Below are 5,447 nucleotides of genomic sequence, written 5' to 3' on the forward strand. Positions count from 1 at the left end.
AAATTCGAGTAAAAAAATTCAAATGATATTCCCTGCTACCATTCCAGCTACCGCTAAATCAAAAAACCCCTCAATACGTATGTAAAGAGGGGTTTTTGATGGTTATTGCGGACCGGGGAAGGGAAATCTACACTGTCCATAAAATTTCCATCGATTTCAAAAATTGATTTCCTTTTACAACAGAATAACTGTTGTACAGTTTTAGCCTCTACCAGCTTGATTTTAATGAGTCTGAAGACTCTAATCATTGAATAATCAGTAGAAGCGCTGCGCTAAATTCTACCGACAGCTGGGTTAAAAGCTACCAATAACAAGCGATTATGCGCAATGGCTCATTTATCTTTTATGGAAAATAATCTGATAATTCGAATTTTGTTTGTCTTTCAAATAATTCACCTCTTTAAACCTGATGTTGATGAAAACCTTGTCTCGAACCTTGTCAGGGGATTATGTTAGAATTATTTTATTAGATATGTTAAAATAGATTTAGCATATGGATCAAATTGATAAAAGTCTGTTTCGATAAATTTATTTCCCGATCTAATAAAAACTGTTTTCTTTTTCATATCATTATTAGGATCAAGCGTTGGCATAAATCCTGAATCAATTGTACCAATATCTTTCTTCCCGTCTTTGTTATAATCTGCGTATACCAATTTCCATTTAGAATTAGGTCTACTATTTAAATTAATTGTGTACTGTATTAAATTCTTATCAATTATAAAGCTGCCATTTTGTTGCTGAATATATGGCACAAGCTCCCATGACTGAGCCCCATTGTTTGAATAAATACAGTCTAAACCTATTAAATCATTAAGACCGTCTCCATTAAAATCATCAATGATGTAATCAATTCTTTCTGCATTTTTTATATTTCGGACAGGCAAATTTATAATTGAAGTTTGATTAAATTTTCCTGACCCTAAATTTGTCAAATAACGATTTGGCGTTAAAGTGGTTTCAGTTGTTCCTAGTAGCAAGTCATTTTTACCGTCATTGTTAATATCCGAAGCCCATGCCCTATATACATTTCCTGAGCCCTCAGGAACAATTTCTCCAAAGCCATTGTTAGATTTAAAATTTGTGGTATCCGATGCGAAATGTGCAAAATTTTCATTTGTAAAATAAGGGAAATTTGGAGTTCCCCAAAAAATATAAGTATGTGTATTTGCAGCTAGAATTAAATCAGGAAAATTATCATTGTTTACCTTACCCACACTACCAGTTTCATAACCAAACATATTGTGTAAAAACGAGGGCTCCAAAGTTAGTTCACTTAGTGAATACTTTCCATTACCATCACTAAGTAAAATTTTACACCTTTCTGGAAAATTTCCCGGTTCACATTCATCTCTATGGCCGATTATTACAACATCTAAATAATTATCTGAATTTAAATAAAGTGGGATTGCACCCGTTGGGCCACCGATATAATTAGTGTTATCATTGATTAGGTTTTTTTCTTCAAATTTTTTTGTTGTTGGGTTCCAAATTAAAAATGACAGGAAAGCCGCCTTGCCCCTACAAGCACCACCTGCATTAAAAATATCTATCCACCCATCATTATTAAAGTCACCCAAAGTTATTGCAGCCAATTGACTAGCATATTCATATTTTCCATTACCGAAGGGCCCTGTGAGTATTTTAACTCCTTTTTGAAATGCTCCTACAAAAAGGTCTGCTGGAACGGGTAAATTTTCCCAATATGATTTTCCAAAATCTTTTAGTCTTGAAAAGGCTAAAGCATTTAAATCTACTTTATACCCCATAAATCTCCCTAATGGGTTATTTACAATAGGTATTATTTTATTGATTGTATTGCTAGAGGTAGATTTAGAAGTAACACTTATAGATAAAGCGTAATTACCTGATTTTTGGTGACCTGGAATCTTGACACTAAGACTACTTTGATTCAGTGTAGTGTCTAATTTAAATATTTGTTTTGTACTATCAGTCCATGTGGATGTTATAGCAAATATAACCCCTGAGGTAGCGATTTTAGAACTTACTGTTATAACAAGTGGTAATGTATCTGCAACATTATATGTTCCAGTATCCAAATTAGTGCTGAATTTAATAGCTTCTTCTTGAATATCTGATGTAATTGGTGTTTTATCAATCTTTTTGCATGCAAATACCAATAATAATAAAAAATAAGAAAGACGTCTCATAATTATTCGATGAATTTGCTTATTATTACTAAAGCTCAAAAAATACTTTCTAATTCGTTCTTTGGATGAGCTTAGAATTTTCCCTGTACCTGTAGCCACCGTTGTCTCCAATTATAGATAATATAAAAACTGTTTCAGAATTTAAATACTCTTTAAAAATACGAGAATACTTTTGTCTAAGTTAAATAATGAGGAAAAGTTTTTTTAAATAATATTTCCTGCTACCATTCCAGCTACCGCTAAATCAAAAAACCCCTCAATACATCTGTAAAGAGGGGTTTTTTAATGGTTATTGCGGACCACGGAAGGGAAATCTACACTGTCCATAGAATTTCCATCGATTTCAAAAATTGATTTCCTTTTACAACAGAATAACTGTTGTACAGTTTTAGCCTCTACCAGCTTGATTTTAATGAGTCTGAAGACTCTAATCATTGAATAATCAGTAGAAGCGCTGCGCTAAATACTACGGACAGCTGGGAAACCGGATTGGGAAAAATTGAAATCTGGCATCAATGACTCTCAATCTATATTAAACTAATACATAAGATTGGGAGAGTAAAGAACATTTAAGTTTTTATAACTCGACAGACCAACTTATCTGTTCCAGCCTTTTCTTTATAGTTTTCATTGTAGATAGAACTAAATCAACACTCGGCAGATCTCCGTAAACTAAATTCCTAAAATCTCCATTATAGATTGATTTTAATTGATCCCAAACATTGACTAGATCTTTAAAAATCAAAGCCTCTATTGGATGATTGATTAGCCATTGATTATTATTCCTAAAACTGGCTACATCATCTTTTGCTACCTTCAATAACATATTTTCAAAAGCGGGGGAATGAAGAAAGGTCAAGAACTCTTCTTGTTGCAATAGTTGATGCAAGTCGTATATATGTCTGATTTTTTTCTTTAAATCATTAATTGGACTTATAGAATAAGAGAATCTGACTAAACTCATAATCTTTTCACAGATTGTTCTGGTGGGCTCCAAAACCAATAAATCAAAAGGTAATAAACCATAAGATTCAGCTATTTCACTTTGACCGTTATTCAGCATCATATCACCAACAAATGAGTTAATACTCCTTGTTGTATAAGGCTCAAAATATCCAAGCCAGGTAGATTCTAAAATAATAACATCTCTTACTTGTCCTTAATTCCCTTTAAATTTCTTTTCATAAGTGTGTGCTGTTTTCCGATTCATCCCCATTTTGCGAGTAATTTCTGGAACATCTACTTCGGGCAATACCTCTGCAACTACTTCGCTAATTGTTTTTAATTTACTCTTAAGCTTATTATCCGTTTCTCCTTCCCGCCTTAGTACAACCAAATCAATGTCTTCTGAAAAACGATCTATCATATTATAACACTTCGACAAGGATGTTCCACCTTTAAATACGGTATCTGCTCCTATCGCATTATTGAAGATGGTATGCAGTCCATAATTTACCCAATAATCTTTTTCAATATAAATAGCGGGTATTCTTAATTGATCAGAAGTAAACTGAATGGCCTGCCTGAACAATACTTTGTCTAAATGTAATTTCATACTATGTTCCATTTATCAGAATTTTCCAAAACCTGGGGAACCCCGGGAAACTTATACTTTGAAACAGGATTTAATCCCTTTAACAATTGCCGAGTCAATTGGGTTGGTTGTATTTGGTTTAACAGCGCTCCCAGCAGTGCTCTTGTTGCGGGGGGATACTTCAATGCTAATCGCACAAGGGTAAGTAAATCTTTGTCCGATAAGGTTTGTAAAATAGCCAGTAATCGTTTACAAGACATCTCTAGAGTTACATCGGGTATTTTTTTTATATACCTTATGGCATCTAATATTTGAAGCAACCTGATATTATCTTTCGTGATTGTGTTAGGCTGTTTAATAAATGAAATGGTGTAGCGGTCTCTTTTAAAACCCGACCTAATTTGATTCTTGCCAATTTGTATCGTATTACTTATCTGCGTAGTTAACCCTAATTGGTTATAAATGCTATAACCTGTTAAGTAACCGATAGTTTTACCGTCTTCTTCTAATAGGTCTTTTACTATTTGTGACTGACTGGGTTGAAGAATACCAAATGGGGTGTTTTCGGGTTTATAGTACTTACCCTTAGAAAGTTTGGATATTTTACCAGCCACTGCCATTCGGTTAAGTGCTTTTATGACTGCTTCTTTCTTACTCACCTCTGTAACAAAGTCAGCATAGGTGAAAATATACCCACGAGGGAGTCTACCTATACTAAAAGCTATGTAATCAGTGGTTTTCATAAATTTTATATTAGTACAAAGATATCATTTGTCCAGTTTTTTTACAAATAAACTGGACATTTTATGAAATGAGTTGAAACAGGGTCTACATATAGACAGATAAAGGGGATTTAGATCTAAGACAATTCACTTTACAGAAATATATCAAGAGTGATTCAGATATTCAAATGATGTTGAAGGTTGGAAATTCGATTGGAAAGAATGTGTGACAAAACATAATTCACCTATTAAATCTAGCATTAAGATTAATAATTGTGATATTAGAACTGATAATTTATACCCCTTATGAAAAAAAGTTACTTATTAATAATTATTTCCTCAATCTATTTTTCATGTAAAAAGACAGAACCTGCTCCAACACCATCGACTCCGATAGTAACTATTCCTACAGTTCCAGCTGCTTGCCCTATAGTTTCAATTTCTAGTATAAATAAGAAAACATCTCATTATAACCCATACTTTGTTCCATTTACAGATTATTGGGGTATTTCAAAAGTGGGCCTTTCTAATTGTACAGACATAACTGGTAGAACATACTTGAACATTAATAATAATGATATACCTGATTTAATAATTACTATTACCAATGGATGCGGATTTGATAAGGGGAAAACTTTAGTTTATATCGATAATGTTTTAAAATGGTCTTTCGAAGACCCTCAAGTTTTAACAAGAAAAGTTGCAAGAGGAGATTTAAATGGCGATGGCTTTGATGATGTTGTTTTGTTTGGTCATGGCCATGATGGACCACCTTATCCCGGAGATAAAAATTATATAATTTATTTTAAGCCAGACTCGTATTCTACAGTTTTGTTAGATTCAGTATCAGCATTTCATCATACTGGATGTATAGGGGATATAAACAATGATGGTTATCTTGATATTATTCCAGTTGCTAACCAAATGAAAGACTGCTACGCATATTTAAATGATGGTAAAGGTTCATTTACAAAGAAGAAAATTTTAGATGCTAAAGAAACAGATGTTGCGTTTCACATG

At 33.0% G+C, this 5,447-nt stretch carries 3 protein-coding genes and 1 pseudogene; 1 reads left to right on the forward strand and 3 read right to left on the reverse strand.

Annotated features, from left to right (window positions below):
• Window positions 1-458: 458 nt before the first annotated feature.
• From ACILQF_RS10085 to ACILQF_RS10095, 3 genes and pseudogenes are all read right to left on the reverse strand, one after another.
• The gene (locus tag ACILQF_RS10085; RefSeq protein ID WP_395627285.1) at window positions 459-2,270 is read right to left on the reverse strand and encodes an FG-GAP repeat domain-containing protein; all 1,812 of its coding nucleotides are present in this window, start codon (window positions 2,268-2,270) and stop codon (window positions 459-461) included.
• Between the two features lie 478 nt (window positions 2,271-2,748).
• Window positions 2,749-3,738 (reverse strand): annotated as a pseudogene (locus ACILQF_RS10090) (nucleotidyl transferase AbiEii/AbiGii toxin family protein).
• A complete protein-coding gene (locus ACILQF_RS10095; protein WP_395627286.1) occupies window positions 3,723-4,448 on the reverse strand; it encodes a DUF6088 family protein in 726 nt (241 codons plus the stop codon). Before ACILQF_RS10095 ends, ACILQF_RS10090 begins: the two are co-directional and overlap by 16 nt.
• 285 nt (window positions 4,449-4,733) lie before the next feature.
• Here ACILQF_RS10095 and ACILQF_RS10100 point away from each other — a divergent pair.
• Window positions 4,734-5,447 (forward strand): FG-GAP repeat domain-containing protein (locus ACILQF_RS10100; protein WP_395627287.1); only part of this gene is annotated, 714 nt, incomplete at its 3' end.

This window comes from Daejeonella sp. (assembly GCF_044232565.1).
GTDB lineage: Bacteria > Bacteroidota > Bacteroidia > Sphingobacteriales > Sphingobacteriaceae > Daejeonella.